At 43.7% G+C, this 26,034-nt stretch carries 11 protein-coding genes, 2 tRNA genes and 3 rRNA genes; all 16 read left to right on the forward strand.

Going from position 1 to position 26,034, the window contains the following annotated elements; all coding sequences use genetic code 11:
• The first annotated feature begins 5 nt into the window (after positions 1–5).
• The 16 genes from KSX81_RS20840 (at position 6) to KSX81_RS20915 (ending at position 26,016) form a co-directional block, all read left to right on the forward strand.
• Complete coding sequence (locus KSX81_RS20840; protein ID WP_004321138.1) at positions 6–2,834, forward strand: SusC/RagA family TonB-linked outer membrane protein; 2,829 nt, start codon at positions 6–8, stop codon at positions 2,832–2,834.
• 26 nt (positions 2,835–2,860) lie between these two features.
• Positions 2,861–5,524, forward strand: a complete 2,664-nt coding sequence (locus KSX81_RS20845; RefSeq protein WP_004296676.1) for a RagB/SusD family nutrient uptake outer membrane protein — start codon at positions 2,861–2,863, stop codon at positions 5,522–5,524.
• A 19-nt stretch (positions 5,525–5,543) separates the two neighbouring features.
• Complete coding sequence (bglX, locus tag KSX81_RS20850; protein WP_004296677.1) at positions 5,544–8,693, forward strand: beta-glucosidase BglX; 3,150 nt, start codon at positions 5,544–5,546, stop codon at positions 8,691–8,693.
• Positions 8,694–8,709: 16 nt separating this feature from the next.
• Positions 8,710–9,891 (forward strand): metallophosphoesterase, encoded by a 1,182-nt coding sequence (locus KSX81_RS20855; protein WP_004296678.1) that lies wholly within the window; start codon positions 8,710–8,712, stop codon positions 9,889–9,891.
• 57 nt (positions 9,892–9,948) lie between these two features.
• Positions 9,949–12,009 (forward strand): SusF/SusE family outer membrane protein, encoded by a 2,061-nt coding sequence (locus tag KSX81_RS20860; protein WP_224440791.1) that lies wholly within the window; start codon positions 9,949–9,951, stop codon positions 12,007–12,009.
• A gap of 1,309 nt (positions 12,010–13,318) precedes the next feature.
• Positions 13,319–14,847, forward strand: a 16S ribosomal RNA gene (locus tag KSX81_RS20865).
• Between the two features lie 185 nt (positions 14,848–15,032).
• Positions 15,033–15,109 (forward strand) — tRNA-Ile (locus tag KSX81_RS20870).
• 63 nt (positions 15,110–15,172) lie between these two features.
• Positions 15,173–15,246: transfer RNA gene (locus KSX81_RS20875), tRNA-Ala, on the forward strand.
• A gap of 160 nt (positions 15,247–15,406) precedes the next feature.
• Positions 15,407–18,286 (forward strand): 23S ribosomal RNA (locus KSX81_RS20880).
• A gap of 77 nt (positions 18,287–18,363) precedes the next feature.
• Positions 18,364–18,474, forward strand: a 5S ribosomal RNA gene (rrf, locus tag KSX81_RS20885).
• Together the 16S, 23S and 5S rRNA genes with 2 tRNA genes alongside form the textbook arrangement of a ribosomal RNA operon.
• A gap of 434 nt (positions 18,475–18,908) precedes the next feature.
• The gene (locus tag KSX81_RS20890; protein WP_008999644.1) at positions 18,909–19,499 is read left to right on the forward strand and encodes a V-type ATP synthase subunit E family protein; all 591 of its coding nucleotides are present in this window, start codon (positions 18,909–18,911) and stop codon (positions 19,497–19,499) included.
• An 11-nt stretch (positions 19,500–19,510) separates the two neighbouring features.
• Positions 19,511–20,353, forward strand: a complete 843-nt coding sequence (locus KSX81_RS20895; protein WP_008999645.1) for a DUF2764 domain-containing protein — start codon at positions 19,511–19,513, stop codon at positions 20,351–20,353.
• A 17-nt stretch (positions 20,354–20,370) separates the two neighbouring features.
• Positions 20,371–22,131, forward strand: coding sequence for a V-type ATP synthase subunit A (locus tag KSX81_RS20900; protein WP_004303858.1), 1,761 nt, complete (start codon positions 20,371–20,373; stop codon positions 22,129–22,131).
• 29 nt (positions 22,132–22,160) lie between these two features.
• Positions 22,161–23,489, forward strand: coding sequence for a V-type ATP synthase subunit B (locus KSX81_RS20905; protein ID WP_004297639.1), 1,329 nt, complete (start codon positions 22,161–22,163; stop codon positions 23,487–23,489).
• Positions 23,490–23,596: 107 nt separating this feature from the next.
• Positions 23,597–24,202 carry a V-type ATP synthase subunit D gene (locus tag KSX81_RS20910; protein ID WP_115484705.1) on the forward strand — a complete coding sequence of 202 codons (606 nt, stop codon included), beginning with the start codon at positions 23,597–23,599 and terminating at the stop codon, positions 24,200–24,202.
• On the forward strand, positions 24,199–26,016 hold the full coding sequence (locus KSX81_RS20915; RefSeq protein ID WP_008999647.1) for a V-type ATP synthase subunit I: 1,818 nt from the start codon (positions 24,199–24,201) through the stop codon (positions 26,014–26,016). Before KSX81_RS20910 ends, KSX81_RS20915 begins: the two co-directional genes overlap by 4 nt.
• The last annotated feature ends 18 nt before the right edge of the window (positions 26,017–26,034 follow it).

A 26,034-nucleotide genomic window follows, 5' to 3' on the forward strand; every position in this document is an offset into this window, starting at 1 on the left:
AAGGTATGACAATAATAAACAGTATATACAAAGGGAAGCGTTATGCTATACTTTTGACTACTATTCTCACTTTTTATGCTCCCGTTTTGTTTGCTCAACACATAGCCGACTCTGCACTTGTAGAAGTCGCCAATGGGCAACAACCGGAATGGAGGCGAACAAGTGCCATTTCTTCCATACGTGGGGAAGATTTGATGAAAACTACTTCCGCAAGCTTGGGAAATAGTCTGCAAGGACAGCTTCCCGGACTAACATTGTTGCAACAAAGCGGAGAGCCCGGCTATGATTTCTCTATCGCGAATCTCTACCTCCGGGGACGTACTTCCTATGCAAGCGGACAAAAAATGCTGGTATATGTCGACGGTTTCGAAGCCCCGATTGAAAGTCTGTCCACTGCGGAAATCGAGTCTGTAACATTATTGAAAGACGCTTCGGCTCTGGCTTTATATGGTATGCGTGGTGCAAATGGTGTTTTATTGGTGACAACCAAGAAAGGATGCGTTTCCGCTCCGCAAGTCAGTATCCGTTTACAAACGGGAATACAACAACCGTTGGGCGTTCCCGATCCTATCAATGCGTATGATTATACCACCTTATACAATCAGGCGCGTGTGAATGACGGATTGCCTCGTTTATACACTCCAGAGGAATTGAATGCCTATCAGAACAACACCGATCCTTACTTTTACCCCAATGTAAACTGGAAAAAGGCCATTTTGAATAATACAGCTCCTTTGAGTATGGCTGATTTAAGTTTTAAAGGAGGAGGAGATGTGGTGCAATACTATGTAATGATGAATCTTTTGCAGAACATCGGTTTCTACAAAGACACCGATAAAAAACGCCGGGAAAACTCGAATGCCTATTATGCGAGCTTTAATTTCAGGTCTAATTTGAATATCCAGATAAGCAAACACCTGTCTACCGGACTCAATTTTAGCGGGAGTGTAGGTAATCGCTCTATTCCCGGAGGCAGCAGTTCTGCCAACGGACTTTTGGGAGCGATATGGAGAACAGCTCCGAATGCATTTCCGGTGTACAACCCCGACGGATCGTATGGAGGAAATGCCGCTTTTACCAACCCGGTCGGTAATATCGTCAGCAGAGGGCTTTATAAAGAAAACAGCCGGACTTTCCAACTGATTTTTATGCCTAAATACGACCTGGAGAAACTGACAAAGGGATTAAGTGTCAGTGCCGGTATTGCCTACAACAACTATATGGCGGATTCATCTATAAAGAATCAGAATTATGCCCGTTATTCTCTTTCCAAAGGAGCAGGGGGAGAGGTGCTATATACACCCTACGGCGCTGATTCTCCTTTGGAATCCGATGAAGGATTCCGTACAGACTGGAGTCGTCTGAACTTTAAGGCACAGTTGGATTATGATCGCGTTTTCAAGCAACATCAACTCACTGCCAGCATCTTTTTCCTGTCTGATTTATATCAGAAATATGGAAGTCGTGATGACATTAAATACTTGAATTATGCAGGGCGGGTAACTTACTCTTATAATCAAAAATACATAGGAGAATTTGCAGCTTCATATACAGGTTGTGATGATTATGCTCCTGGAAAAAGATATGGATTCTTTCCCGCTTTCTCCGCCGGATGGATACTGTCGAAAGAAAACTTCATGAAAAATATCAACTGGGTTGAATATTTGAAACTAAGAGCATCTATCGGACTGGTTGGAAACAATCAGAATGAGAACGGACGTTATCTGTTCGACCAGACTTATAGCAGTAACGGCTCCTATTTTTTAGGTACAGGGTCGTCATCAACAGGCGGGTTTCGGGCAGATATGATTGCCAATCCCGATATTAGTTGGGAGAAGGAACGTGTATTCAATATCGGATTGGATGCAGTTTTACTGAAAGGGCTGTCGGTAGAATTCGATTATTTCCATAAAGAAAGATATGATATCCTGTCACAGCCGTATTCCACTATTCCCGGATTTGTTGGAGCCTCTTATGGCGACATATTGCCTTATATGAATGTAGGTAAAGTAAAGAATCAAGGTTTCGAGGGTACGATCAGGTACGAAAGCAGTCTTAAAAATAACTTCAACTATTACGTTGAAACATCGGCGTGGTATGCAAAGAATGAAATTGTCGATATGGCGGAAGAAGTGAAACTCTACGATTATCAATATCGTAAAGGACGTTCCGTGAATACTCCTTTTGTACTTGTTGCTGACGGACTGTATCAGGAGAGTGATTTCGATTCGAATGGAAGTCTGAAGTCACATTTACCGGTACCGCAGTTTGGAGAAGTAAACCCCGGTGATATAAAATATATCGATAAAAATGGTGATGGAGTAGTCGATTCCAATGACTCCTATCCTGTGGGATATTCTAATATTCCGGAGTGGAATTATGCTTTGAAAATAGGCTTTGAATGGAAAGGGATAGACGTTGAGGCTTTATTTCATGGCGTTGCCAATAGAGACATCTATTTGAGCGGGCCGTTGGCTTATTCCTTTACCGACAATGGCTCTGCTTCAAAACTGGCTCTCGACAGCTGGACACCGGAGAATCCCAATGCTTCTTATCCCCGTTTGTCTACCCGGACATTTGAAAACAATTACCGGATATCTACATATTGGAAAAGAAACGGAAACTACTTCAGAATGAAGAATATCCGGATTGGATATACCTTCCCCCAGTCAATAGCAAGAGCGATAAAATTGTCCAGATTGTATGTGTATGCTAATGCGAGCAATCTTTTCACCGTGAGTCATCTTGACGGATTGGCCGACCCGGAAAGCAGTTCTTTGATTACATATCCGTTGACACGTTCCTACAACCTGGGAATAAAAATTGATTTTTAATAGGTAAGAACAAAAATATAATAATTATGAAATACCCAATAGGTTTATCTATCATATTGAATGCTCTTGCTGCTATCAGCATATTGTCCGGATGCAGTGATTATCTGGACAGAGAGTATGATTCGTTTATCGACAACGAGATGACCTTTACTTCCTATGAACGTACAAGCAAATTTCTAGTCAATGCTTATCGGTATCTGCCTGATGGTTTCAACCGTATCGGTTCCGAAGCTATGTTGGATGCCGCTACCGATGATGCCGAACATGCTAATGCCTCCTGCAACATCCAGCACTTCAACACCGGAGCCTGGAATTCAAGGTCCAATCCGGATGATTTGTGGAATAAGTATTACGCAGGAATTCGCATAGCGAATGAATTTATAGAAAATGTAGACAGAGTGAATCTGGATAAATACAGACTCGATCCGGATAATCAGAATGAATATCAGAACCGTCTGAATGACTTGAAAACATGGAAATATGAGGCCCGTTTTTTAAGAGCGTTTTTCCATTTCGAGCTGGTGAAACGTTTCGGACCTGTACCTGTGATTACTTCTACACTATCCGTCAATGCGGATTATTCGGAGACTCCACGCCCGTCTATGGACGATTGCATCTCATTCATCTCCAGCGAATGTGATAAGGTAGCCGAAGTGCTCGATTTAACTCCGGGACGAGGAATCGATTCGGATTTGGGACGTGCAACGAAGGGAGCCGCATTGGCTTTGAAAAGCAGAGTTTTATTGTATGCGGCCAGTCCCTTGTATCTGGACTGGCAGAATTTTTCGGAAAGCGATCTTCCTTCCGATATGGAGAAATGGAAAGCTGCGGCACAGGCTGCGAAAGACGTAATTGATCTGGGCATATATTCGTTGTATGGCAGTTATGCCACTTTATTCAAGAATAACTTTCAGAATTCCGAGTTTATTCTGATGCGTCGTTATGGAAACAATTCCGACTTTGAAAAATACAACTTTCCTGTCAGTTATGGTGGGGTAGGCGGCATCAATCCTTCGTTGAATCTGGTAGACTCTTATGAAATGAAAGATGGCAGCTATTTTAGTTGGGAGAATGAGGAAAATGCCGTTCGTCCGCAATTCTACCGGGATGACAGGTTGAATGCTACCATTCTGCTGAATGATTCCGTTTGGAAAAGCACGGCGGTAGAGAATTGGGACGGTGGAAAAGACGGTCTGGGCGTTACCAATGCAACCAAAACCGGATTCTATCTGAAAAAATACCTCAATGAAGATGTGAATATCCAAACCGGCGGAGGAAGTCAGGGACATATCTGGCCGTTGTTTCGTTTAGCGGAGATTTACCTGAATTATGCGGAAGCCTTGAACGAATACGATCCCGAAAATGCGGATATAGCAGAATACGTCAATCGAGTGCGCAGCCGTGCCGGACAACCGAATCTGCCTTCCGGATTGACGCAGGACGAAATGCGTGAGCGTATCCGGCGTGAACGTCGTGTCGAACTGGCATTTGAGGAGCATCGTTCGTGGGATGTAAGACGGTGGAAGATTGCGCAAGAAACACTCGGAGGAGATTTGCTAGGTCTTGAAATCACCCGTAAGAATCAGGCTCGAAGAGCTGTTACCCGGAATTCCGTAATACCGGCTAACGAAGTTCCGGAAGGATGGCATTATTACGATGGAGACGAATTCAATGATTTGGTCATAAACAACTCATATTGGGGACAGTATGGAAGCGACACTCCGGTAGGAAACTCCCAGTATGGACAACCCACCGGAAATATCCAGACTTATCGTAAAAAACAGATTACGATTGAGAAAGGGAGTGGCGGATTGAGCTTTGCCCGGATAGCAGCCACCAAGGACGACAATCCACCGGCTCCGACATTAAGCACTGCCAGTACGAGAGAAGGATGGTGGTCGGGAGCTTTGTCCAGCCGGGATACCGACAAATATGGTTATCAGGGGAAATATTACCCTCTGCATTCCCGCATTGAGATTCGTGCAAAAATACCTTATATATATGGTATATGGATGGGACCGTGGTGTCGTCATTATGCAGGAGCCAGTGTTGCGGAACTTGACATCGAAGAGTTTTTCGTCAAGGAATTTGAGAATACGGCTTCACCCCGCCGGCTTAGCCAGGCTTTACATTTGCATGATAATAAAACAGGCAATCTGGGAATCAACGTGAATGGGTACGGACGACATACAGTGCTTGATTTTGATCCGGGAGCAGACTTCCATACGTATGGCGTTCAGGTAGATCCGGACCCGGTTTCTCCGGATAAGCATGCTATCATCAGCTACCTGTTGGATGGTAAAGTAACCAATACATTCAAGACGATTGACTATGATGACAGATATAATACATTTATAACCAAAGCAATAGCGGAGGGAAGAGAAAAGCGAACCTGGGACATTGCGATAACCGGACAAATCGGAGGAAAGAATGAAAATGGTATCGGCTATCCCGAAGACAGGAATGCCAATTTGAGAAACGTTTCGATGGATGTAGATTGGGTACGTGTATTTACCCGGGATGAAACAGAACCAGAGATTCCTGAAAAGCCGGAATATCCCGTCGAGAAGTTTGATTATTCCCGTGCTGTGGTAGAAAAGAGAGTGTTTGATTCTAAAATGTATTGGTATCCCATACCTGAAAGTGAGATTCTGCAGTTGAAGAACTGGAAACAGAATCCGGGTTGGTAAATCATTAAAAAGAAATATCATGTTGAAAATAAAGATTCTAATAATCATATTTTGCTGTATCGGGGTGGTGAAAGCCCAAACCGTTATTCCTCCTTCATCAGAAACCCCTCCCGGATGGATTTATTACGATGGAGACGAGTTTAACGGAGATGTGATTGACTCCCGGTATTGGGGAATATATGGTTCCCCAAAAGTGGGGCGACCCACCTATAATCAGGAAAATAAAGCCATGCTTCAGACATATCGTCCGGAGCAGGTCTTTATCGAAACCCTTCCTACAGGAGAGAAGATTTGTCGAATTCGCTCATTCAAAAGTAAAGATGCGCCCAGTCCCGTTCATCCCAGTGTGAAGAGTAAGACCGGATGGTGGTCGGGAGCGCTGTCCAGCAGAGATTCCGATACGGAGAAATATTATCCTCTTTTCTGCCGCATAGAGATCAAAGCCAAAGTCCCATATCTATATGGGCTTTGGAATGCACTTTGGTTGAGGCATTATAAAGGAGCTGGAGTAGCCGAAATAGATATACTGGAGTTTTTTACCAAAGCTTTCGGGGAAAATCCTTATCCGGCCAAAGCGAATCAAACCTTGCATTTGTTCAATTCGGAAACGCAAAAGTTGGGAATCAATCTACCCAAAGGTCAGATACGATATACTGAAATCGGAGACGATAAGCCGGGAGATAATTTCCATGTATATGCGGTTCAGATAGATCCCGATCCTGTTGATAACAATCATGCCATCATTACGTTTCTGATAGATAATAAAGTCAATTACCAGATACATACCCGTACACAGTTGGGGGATGCATATACTGATTTTATCACTAAGGCTCGTAAAGAGGATCGGCTGGACAGAGTTTGGGATATTGCTATCACCGGGCAGGTAGGAGCATTTGACAAGTTGGATGTCGGCTATCCTGCGGAGGAATTGCAGCAATTTGATTTCGATATTGATTGGATAAGAGTTTATGTTCGCGATCCGCATACCCGGATCGTCGGAAATAGTAAACTACCTCATACTCCGGAAGCGGATTCATTTGTTAAAGATTTGCTCTCACGGATGACTGTGGAAGAGAAGATCGGCCAGTTATCCCAATACGTAGGCCGTACCCTTTTAACCGGTCCTGAATCAGAATATTTGAGCGATTCATTGATAGCACGCGGACTTGTAGGTTCTGTTTTGAATATATCCGGTGCAAAGACATTGCGTGATTTGCAGGAAAAGAATATGCGTCATTCCCGGATAAAGATACCGATTCTTTTTGGGATGGACGTGATTCATGGATATAAGACAATCTTTCCGACTCCTTTGGCGGAATCGTGTAGTTGGGATTTAGCAGCGATCGAACGAGCTGCCAAGATTGCTGCGATTGAATCCTCGGCAGCCGGACTACATTGGACGTTCGCTCCTATGGTCGACATCGCAAGAGACGCCCGTTGGGGCAGGGTAGTGGAAGGAGCAGGAGAAGACACCTACCTGGGAAGTGAAATAGCCAAAGCAAGAGTGAATGGTTTTCAGTGGAATCTTTGGGAGAATAATTCAGTATTGGCATGTGCAAAGCATTGGGTAGCTTACGGACTTCCCCAGGCGGGAAGAGATTATGCTCCGGTGGATATGTCGGAACGGACTTTGTTTGATACTTATCTACCTCCTTTTAAGGCTTGCATTGATGCGGGAGTACTTACTTTTATGAGTGCTTTCAATGATATAAATGGTATTCCTGCGTCCGCACATCCGTTCCTGCTCAAAGACTTATTGAGAGGGCAATGGAATTTCAATGGTTTTGTGGTAAGCGATTGGGAAGCAGTGAAGCAGCTGGTGGCGCAGGGAGTGGCGGAAGACGATAAAGACGCTACCCGTCTGGCTTTCAATTCCGGCATCGACATGGATATGACAGATGGGCTCTATAATAAATACATGAAAGAACTGATAGAAGCCGGTAAAATCAGTATGGAAGATGTCGACAATTCCGTCAGTCGGATTCTGCATATCAAATATGCTTTGGGACTGTTTGTTGATCCATATAAATTCTGTAATGAAGAATACGAATCGCAGACAATCATGAAAAAAGAATTTCTGGATGCAGCACTGGACATGGCTCATAAATCGGCTGTCCTGCTGAAGAATGACAATCATACATTACCGCTGGCAAAAAATGTCCGTTCCATTGCCGTGGTAGGTCCGCTGGCCGATAATCAGACCGAACTGCTGGGCTCGTGGAGAGCAAGAGGGGAAGATCGCCATGTGACGACTGTATTGCAGGGCATAAAGAACAAAATCGGCGGTAACAAAACGAAAGTTGGATATGCCCGTGGTTGCGATTTTGACGGAGAAGATAAGTCAGGATTCAAAGAAGCAGTGAAATTGGCTTCCAAAAGTGATATGGTGATTGCCGTTGTCGGTGAAAAAGCTTTGATGAGTGGCGAATCGAGAAGCCGTGCCCAACTGGATTTGCCGGGTGTGCAGGAAGAATTGATAAAAGAACTGGTTGCCACAGGGAAACCCGTTGTCGTCGTATTGATGAATGGGCGTCCGCTGTCTATCGAATGGGTGGACAAGAACGTATCGGCCATTCTCGAAACCTGGTTTTTAGGTACTTCTGCAGGAACCGCTATTGCTGATATACTGTTCGGTGATTATAATCCTTCCGGAAGATTGACCATTTCTTTTCCACGGGTAGAGGGACAAGTACCGATTTACTATAACTATAAGAAATCCGGACGTCCGGGAGATATGCTCCATTCCTCAACCACCCGGCATATCGATGTTCCGAATGCTCCGCTCTATCCTTTTGGTTACGGTTTGAGTTATACCACATTCAGTTATTCAGCTCCGCAGAGCACCCAAAAAGAATATACGCGACAGGAGACCATCTCCGTTTCGGTGACAGTAACCAATACCGGAGACAGAGATGGCGAAGAGACTGTGCAACTGTATGTGAATGATAAAGTTGCTTCTGTTGTGCGTCCGGTAAAGGAGTTGAAGGCATTCAAGAAAATATTCCTGAAAGCGGGGGAGTCAAAGACCGTTCAGTTTGACATTTCTCCTTTAGCTTTAGGCTTTTATGATGCTGCCATGAACTATGTGGTAGAACCCGGTGAATTTGAAATTATGACCGGCTGCAACAGTAATGATTTACAAACCATATCGGTCAAACTAATAAATTAGAAGGAGGAACCGTTCTATGAGAAATTGGATAATTGTATTTTTTGTCATCTTTGCCGCTCGGCTTTCTGCACATGACGGTGACAGTATAAAGATCACACACGGTCCTTACCTGTGTGATATGAGTACCGACGGCGTGACAGTGGTATGGACTACAAACAAACCTGCTCTTTCGTGGGTGGAAGTGGCGCCTGCCGGTGAAGATCATTTCTATGGGAAGGAACGTCCGCGATATTACGATACGGAGTCCGGACGTAAGCGGGCCAATGATACAATCCACCGTGTACGCATCAAACATTTGGAACCCGGCAGGGAATACAGATACCGGATTTTTTCGAGAGAAGTTGTCTCCTGGCCTTCGAGTGACTGGGTAACTTATGGATTGATTGCTGCTTCAAATGTATACAAGCAAGAACCTTTCAGATTCAGAACTTTCGACGACCGGAAGAAAGAAATTTCCTTTCTGGTATTAAATGATATTCACGGGCGGAGTGACTATATGAAGTCTCTGTGTCGGGAAGTAGATTTCAAATCTCTTGATTTCGTTTTGCTTAATGGAGATATGTCGTCATGGGTAGAGGGGCAGGAGCAGATATGTAAAGATTATATTGATGCTTGTGTCGAATTGTTTGCGTCCGAAGTGCCTATTGTTTTCAATCGGGGAAACCATGAAACACGTGGAGTTTATTCCGATGCGTTGATAAAGTATTTTCCTACGTCTACCGGAACTTTTTATTATCGTTTCAACATAGGTAAGGTTTGTTTTCTTGTTCTTGATTCCGGTGAAGATAAGCCGGATTCGGATTTGGAGTATGCCGGTATTGCCGACTATGACAATTACCGAGAAGAAGAAACCCTATGGTTGCGGAGTGTGGTGGAAGAAAACGATTTTAAGCAATCATCCCTTCGGATCGCATTCCTGCACATCCCGCCGACGATAGGCAACTGGCATGGAAACTATCATTTGCAGCAAACCTTGTTGCCCGTTTTAAATACGGCTGGAATTGATCTGATGTTATCCGGACACACTCATAAATATTATTTCCGTGAATCAGAACCCGATAAAGCCAACTTTCCCATCCTTGTCAATGATAATAACAGCTATCTGCTTTGTAAGATAAAAGATGGAAAAATGGTGATTGATGTGGTAGGAGCGAATGGAAAAGACAAGAAGCAACATCAGTTTGATGTGAAATTTTAGTCAAATACCATTAGATTCCAATAGTATAGTTATTTATAATTTAATGTAATCATGAAGATGAAAACTATAATAAAATTATTATTTGTATTTTCGTTGCCATTTATTTTCTGTCGTTGTGCCGACGACGGGATACACTATGAACGGGAAATCAATGTTCCCGAAGGTATCTATCTGACGGGGAGTGCGTCCCAATTCTCGGTAGAGGCAATCAATGGTAAAATGAATGTGATAAAAGAGGGCACTTTGGTCGCATTGAACACATGGCTGACATCCAGCGGAGATTTTTATATCTCTTTAGTCGGACCGGATGGGCAACCCGTTTATTATGGGCAGGGAGCGCTTTTGCAAAACGACAACAGTGAGGTGCCAACTTATTCTTTGGCTCCTGGAACCGGCGGTTTCAGAGTAATGGAAGATGGATTGTATCAGCTAATTGTGAATCCTTTATTGAAACAGGTTAATATTGTTCCATTCAATTTCCGTTTGACGAGTAAATTCGAACTGACAGAAGACGGTGAAAACGAACTCTTTCTTCAAAAACCGTCTTACGACCATATTAACCATGTGGCTACCTGGGTGTCCAGTGGCGAGTTAGAAGTGATATTACCGGCAGAGTTTTCGTTTAATTATACCGATAATACGTCTTTTGATGTGAAGGAAACAGATACGGAGAAATATACATTCTCTTCTATGTACACCGGAACGGGAGGAAGTATAAAAATGAATGTTTTAACTGAAGAATATGCCGAACTAACCAACCAGTCGCAAGTGCAGCTCAATCTTAAAAACAAAGGTGAGTATAAAGTAACGCTTCAATATGAAGTCTTGACAGGAAAATTCTTTGCGAAGATGACGGGCAATGAGATCATAGAACCCGAACCGGAGGGGTATCCAGAGAAACTATATATGATTGGAGATGAATTTGGAAACTGGAATTGGAATTCGACAAATGTGGTAGAGATGGCCCCTGTGGGACAGCTTGGCAATGGTGCATTCTGGACTATCAAGTATTTCAATGCTGGTCAGGGAATTAAATGGGCATCGGAAAAATCTGATGCGGAAAGTTTTGCCTCTTTGGGTACAAATGTCAATTATGTTGTAGGCAGTAACGGAAGAGCGACGGTAGAAACAAGCGGCCTGTATTTGGTATATGTAGATATGAACCGTAATCTTATAACTTTTGAGAAACCTGCCGTTTATGGAATAGGTGAGTGTTTTGACGGACAGGAAGTATCGTTCGATCTTTCCGGGCAGAATTTCTCTGCTGTCACTACAACACAAGGCAATCTTCAGATGTATGCAACTTCCGACTATAACAATAGAGACTGGAACACTATGGAATTCAACATCTATAATGGACAAATCTATTATCGTGGTGTAGGTGCTACACTGGAACCGGTTCCTGTTGCTTCTAATATACCAATAGAACTTGATTTCTCTCAAGATAAAGGTAAAATAGCTGTGACTTTTGCCTCTCCAAGTGATGTCCCCTCAACAGCGAAGGCTATTTATATGGTTGGCGATGAATTTGGAAACATGAATTGGGGCTCGGATGGGGTTATCTCATTAGATAAGGTTTGGAACAGTGCCGACCGATGGATACATATTAATTATTTCAATGCCGGAACTAAACTTCGTTTCTCTACATCCAAGATATTTGGTGATGGAGAGTTTACCGGACTGACTAATAATGTGGGCTTCGAAATCTCTGACGAAGGACTGGTGGTTATCCCCCAAAGTGGTACTTATATCATTTTCGTTGATTTAGGTTCGAAGACCATCTCCATCCAAAAGCCTGTAATCTATGGGTATGGAACGGCAGCCGGAGGAAACAACGAAAAGATCTTGCCTTTTACGGAAAGTAGCGACGGGAAAACATTCTCTGTTACTTTACCTAATGGAGGACGTTTCAGAATACATCCTTATATTCCTGCTTTTGATAATCTTAATCCTTCATTTGGTGCTTGGAAACGCGAATATGCTGTTAATCCGGAGACTCTTGAAATCTATTTGCGTAAAGAGGGCATGGATGAACCGAACAAAGATTATGTATGGGCTGCCAACACTATAATAACTCTTGATTTCAGGGCAGCGAAAGGAACGATAGTAGTTCCTTAGCCCGGTCTGCTCCAAGAAAAATTGTAGCTGATTATATTTTTATATCACTTTTACCCTCACACCCTCACACCTTCGTTCAATCCCTTTATTCATCGTGGTTGCAAGGTGTGAGGGAACGTGTGGCAGTAGGGTGAGGGTAAAAAGTTACCCTCACCCTATTTAATTTTAGTTTTACTTTTAATTTGTTGATTTATAGTGAAATACACTTCTGCTTGGATGTAAATAACTAATCTCATATCTCACTATTTTGATCCTTTTTCTATCATATAAATGCCGAAAGTGTGTCATTAGTATCTGCTTTTGAAGTACCGTCTCTTATTCTATATTCTTTCATCAATTATAGGTTAATACCTAATGATCTTTCTGTAAACTCTTAATGCTTCTTATGGGCTCACTATAGTAGATAGACTTGTTTACAGTAGTGAGCTTGTTTGTCTACATTTGATAGCTTATTTGTTCACATTGGTGAGCCCTTACTAATCACTAAGCGAGAATGTATACTATTCTCGAACATTTCCGTTCTGCACTCTGTAATCTGAAAAAGGAGGTATTGACCTAAGTTTAAATAAATGGGTTGAGTTGGTGAGTCTTTGTACTACAGATTTTTCCCTTACAGGCATCTTCTTGCTTTTTCCTTTTTCGCCTTTACGCGCCCGCGTGTGATATAATAATGTGTATCCCTCTCGTCGTTTCCGCACACAATTTCCCCATACATAAAAATATGTTCTACAACATCGTTATGCATCAGCACTTTAGCAAATGTATTCAAAAATAATTAGAAAAAATAGTTTGATATATTTGGAGTGTATACCAAAAGGGCGTACTTTTGCACCCGCTTTCCAAGAGAAGAAAGCCTTGAAAAATTGACTTAGTGAAAAAGTGGAATTATACTTAAAGAAAAGAACAAAAAACTTCCGAAAAAGTTTGGATTATAATAAATAAAGTTCTTATCTTTGCAGTCCGATTTGCAAAGAAAATTGGCAAGAGTTATTCTTTCATACCTTCTTTCCCTTTCGCATAGAGAGCCAGAGAAATCGAGTAAAAAGAAAAACTAAAAAACTTCCGAAAAAGTTTGGTAGTTAAAAATAAAGCCCTTACCTTTGCACCCGCTTTTAAAGCGAAAGCAACAAGTTCTTTGAAATATTGATAAACAATACAAGTAGTACAAGTAAAAAATAGAACCGTCAATACTTGTCTTATGAAGTAGTGATACAATTAAGACTAATAGGTATTTGAATAAGGTCAATAAATTTACGGCGTCCTGAACAGAGCAAAAAGATCATCTTAACCGATGATAAAAAATACTTTTACAATGAAGAGTTTGATCCTGGCTCAGGATGAACGCTAGCTACAGGCTTAACACATGCAAGTCGAGGGGCAGCATTTTAGTTTGCTTGCAAACTGAAGATGGCGACCGGCGCACGGGTGAGTAACACGTATCCAACCTGCCGATAACTCTGGAATAGCCTTTCGAAAGAAAGATTAATACCGGATAGTATACGAATATCGCATGATATTTTTATTAAAGAATTTCGGTTATCGATGGGGATGCGTTCCATTAGTTTGTTGGCGGGGTAACGGCCCACCAAGACTACGATGGATAGGGGTTCTGAGAGGAAGGTCCCCCACATTGGAACTGAGACACGGTCCAAACTCCTACGGGAGGCAGCAGTGAGGAATATTGGTCAATGGGCGAGAGCCTGAACCAGCCAAGTAGCGTGAAGGATGAAGGCTCTATGGGTCGTAAACTTCTTTTATATGGGAATAAAGTTTTCCACGTGTGGAATTTTGTATGTACCATATGAATAAGGATCGGCTAACTCCGTGCCAGCAGCCGCGGTAATACGGAGGATCCGAGCGTTATCCGGATTTATTGGGTTTAAAGGGAGCGTAGGTGGATTGTTAAGTCAGTTGTGAAAGTTTGCGGCTCAACCGTAAAATTGCAGTTGAAACTGGGAGTCTTGAGTACAGTAGAGGTGGGCGGAATTCGTGGTGTAGCGGTGAAATGCTTAGATATCACGAAGAACTCCGATTGCGAAGGCAGCTCACTAGACTGTCACTGACACTGATGCTCGAAAGTGTGGGTATCAAACAGGATTAGATACCCTGGTAGTCCACACAGTAAACGATGAATACTCGCTGTTTGCGATATACAGTAAGCGGCCAAGCGAAAGCATTAAGTATTCCACCTGGGGAGTACGCCGGCAACGGTGAAACTCAAAGGAATTGACGGGGGCCCGCACAAGCGGAGGAACATGTGGTTTAATTCGATGATACGCGAGGAACCTTACCCGGGCTTAAATTGCAACAGAATATATTGGAAACAGTATAGCCGTAAGGCTGTTGTGAAGGTGCTGCATGGTTGTCGTCAGCTCGTGCCGTGAGGTGTCGGCTTAAGTGCCATAACGAGCGCAACCCTTATCTTTAGTTACTAACAGGTGATGCTGAGGACTCTAGAGAGACTGCCGTCGTAAGATGTGAGGAAGGTGGGGATGACGTCAAATCAGCACGGCCCTTACGTCCGGGGCTACACACGTGTTACAATGGGGGGTACAGAAGGCGGCTACCTGGTGACAGGATGCTAATCCCAAAAACCTCTCTCAGTTCGGATCGAAGTCTGCAACCCGACTTCGTGAAGCTGGATTCGCTAGTAATCGCGCATCAGCCATGGCGCGGTGAATACGTTCCCGGGCCTTGTACACACCGCCCGTCAAGCCATGAAAGCCGGGGGTACCTGAAGTACGTAACCGCAAGGAGCGTCCTAGGGTAAAACTGGTAATTGGGGCTAAGTCGTAACAAGGTAGCCGTACCGGAAGGTGCGGCTGGAACACCTCCTTTCTGGAGCGATGCCGTAACTGTCACAAAACGTGGCAGCCACTAAAAGACTTTAAAGGTTCTGTTTTTTGTACTACTGGTACTTGTTTATTTATAACATATAGATCAACCATCTATAGAAGTATAGATAGAGATAAACAAGAGAAAAAAGAAGCCGAGTCTAGACGAAAGGTAGACAAGGTTGAACTAGTCCTATAGCTCAGTTGGTTAGAGCGCTACACTGATAATGTAGAGGTCGGCAGTTCAACTCTGCCTGGGACTACCAAGCTCAAGAATGAGGAACAGGGAAAGCTAAAAGCTAAAAAACAAAATTCTTGAATAACCTCTTGGGGGATTAGCTCAGCTGGCTAGAGCATCTGCCTTGCACGCAGAGGGTCAACGGTTCGAATCCGTTATTCTCCACGATCTCTGAAAAAGAGAAACGATCTTTGACATGATGTACAAAAAGTAAAATTTTAGTAAGAGCTAAAAGTATATATCAAACCGTACGTGTTCGAGTATGCAATATTGATAGAAGGAAGCAATTCCACTACCAATACCAGTACGAGAATAAAACGTTTGAAAGAAAGTAAGCAAGGGCGCATGGCGGATGCCTTGGCTCTCGGAGGCGATGAAGGACGTGATAAGCTGCGATAAGCTTCGGGAAGGTGCAAATAACCTTTGATCCGAAGATTTCCGAATGGGACAACCCGTCATTCTGAAGGAATGACATCTTGCATAGCAAGAGGCTAACACAGGGAACTGAAACATCTTAGTACCTGTAGGAAAAGAAAATAATAATGATTCCCCTAGTAGTGGCGAGCGAACGGGGATTAGCCCAAACCAATGTTGTTACGGCAATATTGGGGTTGTAGGACCACGCTCTCGCAAGAAATTTAGTGAGAAGAACCCTTTGGAAAATGGGACCATAGACGGTGATAGTCCGGTATTCGAAGCTAAATGAAGCGTAGTGGTATCCTGAGTAGCGCGGGACACGAGGAATCTTGCGTGAATCTGCCGGGACCATCCGGTAAGGCTAAATACTCCCGAGAGACCGATAGCGAACCAGTACTGTGAAGGAAAGGTGAAAAGCACTTCGAATAGAAGAGTGAAATAGTCCCTGAAACCGTGCGCCTACAAGCGGTCGGAGCTGCTTCAGCAGTGACGGCGTGCCTTTTGCATAATGAACCTACGAGTTACTTTTTCCGGCAAGGTTAAGGATCTTGAGATCCGCAGCCGAAGCGAAAGCGAGTCTTAACAGGGCGATTAGTCGGAAGGAGTAGACGCGAAACCAAGTGATCTACCCTTGGTCAGGTTGAAGGTTAGGTAACACTAACTGGAGGACCGAACCGATAAGCGTTGAAAAGCTTCCGGATGAACTGAGGGTGGGGGTGAAAGGCTAATCAAACTTGGAGATAGCTCGTACTCCCCGAAATGCATTTAGGTGCAGCCTTGGGAATTACTACTGTGAGGTAGAGCGACTGATAAGATGCGAGGGCTTCACCGCCTATCAAGTCTTGATAAACTCCGAATGCGCAGTAGTTCGATCCCAGGAGTGAGGGCATGGGTGCTAAGGTCCATGTCCTAAAGGAGAAGAATCCGGACCATCAGCTAAGGTCCCGAAATAATTGCTAAGTTGAACTAACGAAGTCAGATTGCTAAGACAGCTAGGATGTTGGCTTGGAAGCAGCCATTCATTTAAAGAGTGCGTAACAGCTCACTAGTCGAGGAGTTTGGCGTGGATAATAATCGGGCATCAAGCAATTTACCGAAGCTATGGGATCAGTAATGATCGGTAGGGGAGCATTCCACTCTGCGTCGAAGGTGAAGCGTGAGCTTTGCTGGAGCGTGTGGAAAAGCAAATGTAGGTATAAGTAACGATAAAGGGGGTGAGAAACCCCCTCGCCGAAAGACTAAGGTTTCCTGATCAACGCTAATCGGATCAGGGTTAGTCGGGTCCTAAGGCTCAGCCGAACGGTGAGGCCGATGGCAGAACAGGTTAATATTCCTGTACTACCTTAAGGAGTGACGTGGAGACGGAGGAGTGACAGCGCCGCGGACTGACGGAATAGTCCGTTGAAGGGTGTAGATGTTGATTATCCCAGGCAAATCCGGGATAAGAGTCGAACCTGATAGTATACCAAATTCTTCGGAATAAGGTAATAGTGCGTGTAAGCATACTCCCAAGAAAATCCGCTAAACTTAATCTTTAAGGTACCCGTACCGCAAACGGACACACGTAGTCGGGTTGAATATACTAAGGCGCTTGAGTGATTCACGGTTAAGGAACTAGGCAAATTGACCCTGTAACTTCGGGATAAAGGGTCCCAACGAGAGTTGGGCGCAGAGAATAGGTCCAGGCAACTGTTTAACAAAAACACAGGGCTGTGCCAAATTGAAAGATTACGTATACAGCCTGACACCTGCCCGGTGCTGGAAGGTTAAGAGGAGATGTCATCGCAAGAGAAGCATTGAATTGAAGCCCCAGTAAACGGCGGCCGTAACTATAACGGTCCTAAGGTAGCGAAATTCCTTGTCGGGTAAGTTCCGACCTGCACGAATGGTGTAATGATCTGGACACTGTCTCAACCGTGAGCTCAGTGAAATTGTAGTATCGGTGAAGATGCCGATTACCCGCGATGGGACGAAAAGACCCCGTGAACCTTTACTATAGCTTAACATTGAATTTGGGTAATTGATGTGTAGGATAGGCCGGAGACTTTGAAGCAGGTACGCCAGTATTTGTGGAGTCGCTGTTGAAATACGGCCCTTTGATTATTTGAGTTCTAACTCGTAGATACGAGGACACTGTTTGGTGGGTAGTTTGACTGGGGTGGTCGCCTCCAAAAGTGTAACGGAGGCTTCTAAAGGTGCCCTCAGGACGATTGGTAACCGTCCGTAGAGTGTAATGGCATAAGGGCGCTTGACTGGGAGACAGACAAGTCGATCAGGTAGGAAACTAGAGCATAGTGATCCGGTGTTTCCGTATGGAAGGGACATCGCTCAAAGGATAAAAGGTACTCCGGGGATAACAGGCTGATCCCTCCCAAGAGCTCATATCGACGGAGGGGTTTGGCACCTCGATGTCGGCTCGTCACATCCTGGGGCTGGAGAAGGTCCCAAGGGTTGGGCTGTTCGCCCATTAAAGTGGCACGCGAGCTGGGTTCAGAACGTCGTGAGACAGTTCGGTCTCTATCTATCGTGGGCGTATGAAATTTGCGTGGCTCTGACACTAGTACGAGAGGACCGTGTTGGACTGACCGCTGGTTTACCAGTTGTGCCGCCAGGTGCATTGCTGGGTATCTAAGTCGGGATTGGATAAGTGCTGAAAGCATCTAAGTACGAAGCCAGCCACAAGATTAGATTTCTTAGGGTCGTCAAAGACGATGACGTTGATAGGATGCAGGTGTAAAGGTGGTAACATCAAAGCCGAGCATTACTAATTGCCCGTTCACTTTCTTTCGGACATGTACCGGTTGGGTATATACGTTTAGCTTGCTAGACACTGAAATTTTACTTTTCATCATGTCATAACCTTCTTCAGGTGGTTATAGCACGAGGGTTCCACCTCTTCCCATTCCGAACAGAGAAGTTAAGCCTCGTCACGCCGATGGTACTGCGTAACAGTGGGAGAGTAGGTAGCCGCCGTTTTTAAGAAGCCCCTTGATTCATTTTGAATCAAGGGGCTTTCTGTGTTTTATCACTTCTGGTTTTATCAATATTCAACTTCCGCCAGCTTGTTTTCCTGTTTTTTATGAATTTGGTGAAATACCGATAGCTTTTGTTATTTAATCTTGTATTAATATCCCATTTGCCGTTTTAAGTATCTACATGTTTCCAAATGTCTTTTGGATTTCTTATATTTGTTTACCGGCTTGAAAAATCCGGTAAATGTGTCATTTAGTAATAGGAAAAGGACTAAATCGGAACAAAATAGGTGTAGGACTGTGATTTTTTCGCAAACGGTTCTTTTTCTTTTCTTCTTTCTCTTTTTTATCAAATTGATTTTTGTAAATTTGGCGAGAATCAGATAAAGGACACACAGTTAAGTTAATATAGTAATAATACTAAATTCTCCTGTTAATATGGAAAACAAAATTCAAGAGTTGACCGATAAGATTTATCGTGAAGGCGTGGAAAAAGGAAACGAGGAAGCGCAGAGACTTATCGCGAATGCTCAGGAAGAAGCTAAGAAAATCATTGAGGATGCCCGCAAGGAGGCAGAATCAATTGTAAACTCCTCTCGTAAATCTGCTGATGAGTTGGCAGAGAATACTAAATCAGAGTTAAAACTATTTGCCGGTCAGGCTGTGAACGCACTCAAATCTGAGGTGGCTACGATGGTAACTGACAAGTTGATAACCGCTTCTGTGAAAGATTTCGCTCAGGATAAAGATTATCTGAATGCGTTTATCGTAGCATTGGCATCCAAATGGAGTGTAGACGAGCCTATCGTCATCTCAACAGCCGATGCGGAATCACTGAAAAAGTATTTTGCAGCTCATGCAAAAGCTTTATTAGACAAGGGAGTGACCATTCAGCAAGTAAATGGTATCAAAACTCTGTTCACTGTTTCTCCGGCGGACGGTTCGTATAAGGTGAACTTCGGAGAAGAAGAATTCATGAATTACTTCAAAGCGTTCTTGCGTCCTCAATTAGTAGAAATGCTATTTTAAAAGAAGCGACTATGAGTAGTAAGTACTATTACTTGGTAGCAGGTTTGCCGGAACTTTCGCTGGAAGACAGCAAACTGAGCTATACAGTAGCCGATTTTAAAACTGAAATCTACGATGGATTGTCTGCTTCAGACCAGAAGTTGATTGACTTGTTTTATCTGAAGTTTGATAATGCAAATGTGCTGAAACTTCTCAAAGATAAAGAAGCGGAAATCGACAAACGGGGAAACTACTCTGCTGAAGAACTCTCTGAATATATTTCTATTCTGAGAGAAGGCGGAGAAATCAGTCCTAAAGAATTTCCGGTCTATCTATCCACTTTTATTACTGATTATCTGAATACTCCGGCTGAAAGTACGGTTTTACACGAGGATCATCTGGCTGCTCTATATTATGAGTATGCGATGAACTGTGGGAATAAGTTCGTTTCTGCCTGGTTTGAATTCAACCTGAACATCAATAATATTCTTGTTGCATTTACTAGCCGTAAATTCAAATGGGATATTGCTTCCAACGTTGTGGGAAATACGGAAGTATGCGAAGCATTGCGTACATCGAGTGCCCGCGATTTCGGATTGTCCGGTGAGGTGGATGTGTTTGAATCGTTAGTGAAAATCAGTGAGATTACAGAACTGGTGGAGCGTGAGAAGAAGTTGGATGCTTTGCGGTGGAATTGGATGGAGGATGCTATTTTCTTCGACTATTTCACTATCGAACGTATTTTCGCTTTCCTGCTGAAGCTGGAAATGATTGAACGGTGGATTTCACTGGATAAGGAAAGAGGTAATCAGTTGTTCAGAAGCATTATCGAATCGCTGAAGAACGAAGTGCAGATTCCTGCAGAATTCAGATAATAAAATAAAAAAAATATATGGCAACAAAAGGAACTGTTAGTGGCGTTATTGCCAACATGGTGACCCTCGTCGTTGACGGACCGGTAGCTCAGAATGAGATTTGTTATATCTCGACCGGTGGTGATAAGTTGATGGCGGAGGTGATTAAGGTTGTAGGTTCACATGTATATGTCCAGGTGTTTGAAAGCACACGTGGACTGAAAGTGGGCGCCGAAGCCGAATTTACAGGACACATGCTTGAGGTGACATTAGGCCCGGGTATGCTATCGAAAAACTATGATGGTCTGCAAAATGACCTCGACAAGATGGATGGAGTTTTCTTGAAAAGAGGACAATATACATATCCGTTGGATAAAGAACGTGTATGGCACTTCGTACCCTTAGCGAATGTAGGTGACAAAGTGCAGGCTTCTGCATGGTTGGGACAGGTGGATGAAAACTTCCAGCCGCTGAAAATTATGGCCCCGTTCACTATGAAAGGAACGGCTACCGTAAAAACAATCATGCCGGAAGGTGATTATAAGATAGAAGATACAATTGCCATCCTGACAGACGAAGAAGGAAATGATATTCCTGTGACTATGATTCAGAGATGGCCCGTGAAACGTGCGATGACGAATTATAAGGAGAAACCGCGTCCTTTCAAATTATTGGAGACTGGTGTACGTGTGATTGATACGCTGAATCCGATTGTGGAAGGTGGTACGGGATTTATCCCCGGTCCGTTCGGTACTGGTAAAACAGTGCTTCAGCACGCTATCTCTAAACAGGCGGAAGCGGATATCGTTATCATTGCGGCTTGTGGTGAACGTGCCAATGAGGTGGTGGAAATCTTTACCGAGTTCCCCGAACTGGTAGACCCGCATACGGGACGTAAATTGATGGAACGTACTATCATCATTGCGAATACTTCCAACATGCCGGTAGCTGCCCGTGAAGCATCTGTATATACAGCAATGACACTGGCGGAATATTACCGTTCCATGGGATTGAAAGTCTTGTTGATGGCAGATTCTACTTCCCGTTGGGCACAGGCTTTGCGTGAGATGTCCAACCGTATGGAAGAATTGCCTGGGCCGGATGCTTTCCCGATGGATATTTCGGCTATTATCTCCAACTTCTACGGTCGTGCGGGATATGTAAAACTAAGTAATGACGAAACGGGTTCTATTACGTTTATCGGTACGGTATCTCCTGCGGGTGGTAACTTGAAGGAGCCGGTGACTGAAAATACGAAGAAAGTAGCCCGTTGTTTTTATGCTTTGGAACAGGATCGTGCGGATAAGAAACGTTATCCGGCAGTGAATCCGATTGATTCTTATTCAAAATATATCGAATACCCGGAATTTGAGGAGTATATCAAAGGTCATATCAACGATGAATGGATTGGAAAGGTAAACGAACTGAAAACCCGTTTACAGCGCGGTAAGGAAATTGCCGAACAGATCAATATCCTCGGTGATGATGGTGTACCGGTAGAATATCATGTGATTTTCTGGAAATCAGAATTGATTGACTTTGTTATTCTGCAACAGGATGCTTTTGATGAAATTGATGCGGTAACTCCGATGGAACGTCAGGAAGATATTCTGAACATGATAATCGACATCTGTCATACGGAATTTGACTTTGATAACTTCAACGAAGTAATGGATTACTTCAAGAAGATGATTAATGTCTGTAAGCAGATGAACTACTCGAAGTTCAAATCGGAACAGTATGAAGGATTCCAGAAACAACTGAAGGAATTGATTGCCGAAAGAAGTGTCAATTCATAATCTTTAATTTATAATTTTAATTATCAAAGATGGCAACAAAAGCTTTTCAAAAGATATATACCAAGATTACTCAGATTACCAAGGCTACTTGTTCGCTGAAAGCGACAGGAGTGGGGTATGACGAGCTTGCCACTGTGGACGGTAAACTGGCACAGGTGGTTAAGATTGCCGGTGACGATGTCACTTTGCAGGTATTTGAAGGTACGGAGGGTATTCCGACTAATGCCGAAGTAGTATTCCTCGGCAAATCGCCTACATTGAAAGTGAGTGAGCAGCTGGCCGGACGTTTCTTCAACGCTTTCGGTGATCCGATTGATGGAGGTCCGGACATTGAAGGACAGGAAGTGGAAATTGGCGGTCCGTCTGTGAACCCGGTTCGACGTAAACAGCCGTCGGAACTGATTGCAACGGGTATTGCCGGTATCGACTTGAACAATACACTGGTATCGGGTCAGAAGATTCCGTTCTTTGCCGACCCCGACCAGCCTTTTAATCAGGTAATGGCAAACGTAGCTTTACGTGCTGAAACGGATAAGATTATCCTCGGAGGTATGGGTATGACGAATGACGACTACCTGTACTTTAAGAATGTGTTCTCTAATGCAGGTGCGCTGGACCGTATCGTGAGTTTCATGAATACGACCGAAAATCCTCCGGTAGAACGTTTGTTGATTCCGGACATGGCATTGACTGCTGCAGAGTATTTTGCAGTAAATAATAATGAGAAAGTGCTGGTACTATTGACGGATATGACGAGCTATGCGGATGCGTTGGCAATCGTATCTAACCGTATGGACCAGATTCCTTCGAAAGACTCTATGCCGGGATCGCTTTACTCGGATTTGGCAAAGATTTACGAAAAGGCGGTGCAGTTCCCTTCCGGTGGTTCAATCACTATTATTGCGGTGACTACTTTGTCCGGTGGAGATATTACGCACGCTGTACCTGATAATACGGGTTACATCACTGAAGGTCAGTTGTTCCTGCGTCGTGATAGTGATATCGGTAAGGTAATTGTTGACCCGTTCCGTTCATTGTCTCGTTTGAAACAGCTGGTAACCGGTAAGAAGACACGTAAGGACCATCCGCAAGTGATGAATGCCGCTGTACGTCTGTATGCCGATGCCGCTAACGCTAAGACGAAGATGGAAAATGGTTTCGACCTGACCAACTACGACGAACGTACGTTGGCTTTTGCGAAGGACTATTCCAATCAGTTGTTGGCTATTGATGTCAATCTTGATACTACTGAAATGCTGGACGTTGCCTGGGGCTTGTTCGGTAAATATTTCCGTCCGGAAGAAGTGAATATCAAGAAAGACTTGGTGGATCAATACTGGCCGAAACAAAATAATTAGACGATTAGACGATTTGCTATTAGGATGATAGTGGACGGATTATATATGTTTATAAGAAGTAATTTCAATCGTCTGATCGTAAATTGTTAAATTAGTAAATCAACGAGATGGCTATAAAGTTTCAATATAACAAAACCTCTCTTCAGCAGCTCGAAAAGCAACTGAAAGTGCGGGTGCGTACGCTTCCTATTATTAAGAATAAGGAAAGCGCCCTCCGCATGGAAGTGAAACGCTGTAAAACGGAAGCTGCCGATCTGGAGGATAGGCTCGAACAACAAATTCAAGCCTATGAAGCCATGTTCGCCCTTTGGAATGAGTTTGACGCTTCATTAATAAAGGTGAATGATGTTCATCTTGGCGTGAAAAAGATTGCAGGTGTACGCGTACCGTTGCTCGAAAATGTAGAATTCGAGATACGTTCGTACAGTATGTTTAATGCTCCCAAATGGTATGCCGACGGTATCCATCTATTGGAAGAGCTGGCTCATACGGCAATTGAACGTGAATTTATGCTCGCCAAGCTGAACTTGTTAGAACATGCAAGGAAAAAGACCACTCAAAAGGTGAACCTTTTTGAGAAGGTGCAGATACCGGGTTATCAGGATGCATTGCGAAAGATCAAACGATTCATGGAAGATGAAGAAAACTTGTCGAAATCTTCGCAAAAGATCATGAAGTCCCATCAAGAAAAAAGGAAGGAGGTAGAGGCATGATTACAAAAATGAAGAAACTCACATTCCTGGTTTATCACAAAGAGTATGAAGAATTCCTGAACAGTCTGCGTGAACTTGGGGTAGTCCATATTGTGGAGAAACAACAGGGGGCTGCTGATAACACGGAGTTGCAGGAGAATATTCGTCTTTCCAATCGCTTGGCGGCTACCTTGAAGTTGCTTCAGAATCAGAAGCATGAAAAGAATGCTGTAATTGCTACGGAAGGTGGAACGGCTGCCCGTGGTATGCAAGTGCTGGACGAAGTGGATGCCCTGCAAACAGAGCATGGAAAGCTGTCGCAGCAGTTGCAAAGCTATGCCAAAGAGAAAGAAGCACTGGAAGCCTGGGGTAACTTTGAACCGGATAATGTTCAGAAGCTGAAAAATGCCGGTTATGTAATCGGTTTTTATAGCTGTTCGGAAGGAAATTACAAGGAAGAGTGGGAAACGGAATACAATGCAATGATTGTGAACCGTATCTCTTCTAAAGTATTCTTCGTGACTCTGACGAAAGGCGGGCAGGAAGTGGATTTGGATGTAGAACAGGCGAAATTACCTGCATACTCTTTGGCACACCTTGAAACGCTTTACAATACGACCGAACAGGCCGTTGAAGAGAATGAAAAGAAGCTGGTTACGCTTTCCGAAACAGAAATTCCTTCCTTGAAGGCTGCTCTGAAAGAGTTGCAAAGCCAGATTGAGTTCTCTAAGGTGGTGTTAAGTTCCGAACAGACTGCCGGTGACAAACTGATGTTAATTGAAGGATGGGCACCTGCATTCAGTCAAGTGGAAATAGAGGCTTACCTGAATGACGCACATGTATATTATGAGATTACCGATCCGATGCCGGGCGATAATGTTCCTATTCGATTGAATAATAAGGGATTCTTTGCCTGGTTCGAACCGATCTGTAAGTTGTATATGCTTCCGAAGTATAATGAATTGGACTTGACTCCGTTCTTTGCCCCGTTCTTTATGGTCTTTTTCGGACTTTGTCTGGGAGATTCCGGATATGGGGTGTTCCTGTTCCTGGGAGCTACGGCCTATCGGTTGATGGCGAAGAAAGTGACTCCGTCGATGAAGTCGATCATTTCATTGATACAGGTATTGGCTGCTTCAACATTCTTCTGCGGTTTGCTGACAGGTACGTTCTTCGGAGCGAATATCTACGATTTGAACTGGCCGATTGTTCAACGTCTGAAACATGCCGTCTTGATGGATAACAATGATATGTTCCAATTATCGTTGATATTGGGAGCTATTCAGATACTATTCGGTATGGTGTTGAAGGCGGTGAATCAGACCATTCAGTTTGGCTTCAAATATGCAGTGGCAACTATCGGATGGATCATCCTGCTGGTTTCCATGGCAGTTTCGGCTTTGTTGCCGGAGGTAATGCCGATGGGAAGTACAGTGCATTTGGTTATTCTGGGTGTTTCGGCTGCTATGATCTTCCTTTATAACAGTCCGGGAAAGAATGTTTTCCTGAATATCGGACTGGGATTATGGGATTCATATAATATGGTCACTGGTTTGCTTGGCGATGTATTGTCTTACGTTCGTCTGTTTGCCCTCGGACTTTCCGGAGGTATTTTGGCGGGAGTATTCAACAGCCTGGCAGTAGGTATGAGTCCGGATAATGTAATAGCAGGCCCGATTGTTATGGTACTGATTTTCGTTATCGGTCATGCCATCAATATCTTTATGAATGTGCTGGGTGCAATGGTTCACCCGATGCGTCTGACGTTCGTTGAGTTCTTCAAGAACTCCGGATATGAAGGAGGCGGTAAAGAGTACAAACCGTTCAGAAATTGAAAATTTGAAGATTAAGAA

The organism is Bacteroides sp. MSK.18.37 (assembly GCF_019129155.2).
GTDB classification, from domain to species: Bacteria; Bacteroidota; Bacteroidia; order Bacteroidales; family Bacteroidaceae; genus Bacteroides; species Bacteroides ovatus.

Excerpts from the sequence above, each read along its gene's own strand:
- KSX81_RS20910 (WP_115484705.1), top strand. The coding sequence starts at position 23,597 with ATGGCTATAAAGTTTCAATATAACAAAACCTCTCTTCAGCAGCTCGAA.
- KSX81_RS20855 (WP_004296678.1), top strand. The coding sequence starts at position 8,710 with ATGAGAAATTGGATAATTGTATTTTTTGTCATCTTTGCCGCTCGGCTT.
- KSX81_RS20860 (WP_224440791.1), top strand. The coding sequence starts at position 9,949 with ATGAAAACTATAATAAAATTATTATTTGTATTTTCGTTGCCATTTATT.
- KSX81_RS20915 (WP_008999647.1), top strand. The coding sequence starts at position 24,199 with ATGATTACAAAAATGAAGAAACTCACATTCCTGGTTTATCACAAAGAG.
- bglX (WP_004296677.1), top strand. The coding sequence starts at position 5,544 with ATGTTGAAAATAAAGATTCTAATAATCATATTTTGCTGTATCGGGGTG.
- KSX81_RS20890 (WP_008999644.1), top strand. The coding sequence starts at position 18,909 with ATGGAAAACAAAATTCAAGAGTTGACCGATAAGATTTATCGTGAAGGC.
- KSX81_RS20845 (WP_004296676.1), top strand. The coding sequence starts at position 2,861 with ATGAAATACCCAATAGGTTTATCTATCATATTGAATGCTCTTGCTGCT.
- KSX81_RS20895 (WP_008999645.1), top strand. The coding sequence starts at position 19,511 with ATGAGTAGTAAGTACTATTACTTGGTAGCAGGTTTGCCGGAACTTTCG.
- KSX81_RS20905 (WP_004297639.1), top strand. The coding sequence starts at position 22,161 with ATGGCAACAAAAGCTTTTCAAAAGATATATACCAAGATTACTCAGATT.
- KSX81_RS20840 (WP_004321138.1), top strand. The coding sequence starts at position 6 with ATGACAATAATAAACAGTATATACAAAGGGAAGCGTTATGCTATACTT.
- KSX81_RS20900 (WP_004303858.1), top strand. The coding sequence starts at position 20,371 with ATGGCAACAAAAGGAACTGTTAGTGGCGTTATTGCCAACATGGTGACC.